1 protein-coding gene and 1 pseudogene are annotated in these 573 nt (G+C 28.8%); one reads left to right on the plus strand and one right to left on the minus strand.

What is annotated here, in order from left to right:
• Positions 1 to 369: pseudogene (locus ACFOY6_RS24285) on the plus strand (transposase); the annotation flags it as partial.
• 18 nt (positions 370 to 387) lie between these two features.
• On the opposite strand, the gene ACFOY6_RS24290 reads toward ACFOY6_RS24285, so the two are convergent.
• Entirely contained in the window at positions 388 to 543 is a 156-nt protein-coding gene (locus tag ACFOY6_RS24290; protein WP_002439348.1) for a DUF2197 domain-containing protein, read from the minus strand.
• Positions 544 to 573: the final 30 nt, after the last annotated feature.

A 573-nucleotide genomic window follows, 5' to 3' on the forward strand; every position in this document is an offset into this window, starting at 1 on the left:
AAGCAAATAAAAAAATAATGAAAAATTATAATTGGGAATATTTTAAAGTCCAAATTATTAAAAAGTTTTCAGAACCAAAAACAAAAAGCATCTACAGTCAAGAAAAATTGATGTGGAGCCTGTTTTTGGATTTATGAAGGCTATTTTGGGTTTTACTCGAATGTCCGTTCGAGGGATAAATAAAGTCAAAAGAGAACTAGGATTTGTGCTAATGGCACTTAATATAAGAAAAGTAACAGCTCAACGAGCTGAAAATAATCAAAAAAATAATAAAAAAGACAATTTCTATATAATTTCAATAGAAATTGTCTTTTTTATTTATCTTGGAACTTTAAGTCCCACACTCTTTATTTATGTGAGATAGTTTGAAATTTCCAATATATCATTTTAATCTCGTTTGCTTTGTTTAGGTGTATCGAGTCTACTTTTACAATCATCGCACATGAAAGTGCGTATAGGATTATTTTTTAAGCGTTTAGCCTCGACTGTATGTTCATCAATAAAAACTTTAGTATCGCAAATAATGCATTGAACCTTTCTCATATTAAATCACCTCTATATGTGTGACATGCT

This window comes from Teichococcus aestuarii (assembly GCF_042651065.1).
Lineage (GTDB): Bacteria > Pseudomonadota > Alphaproteobacteria > Acetobacterales > Acetobacteraceae > Pseudoroseomonas > Pseudoroseomonas aestuarii.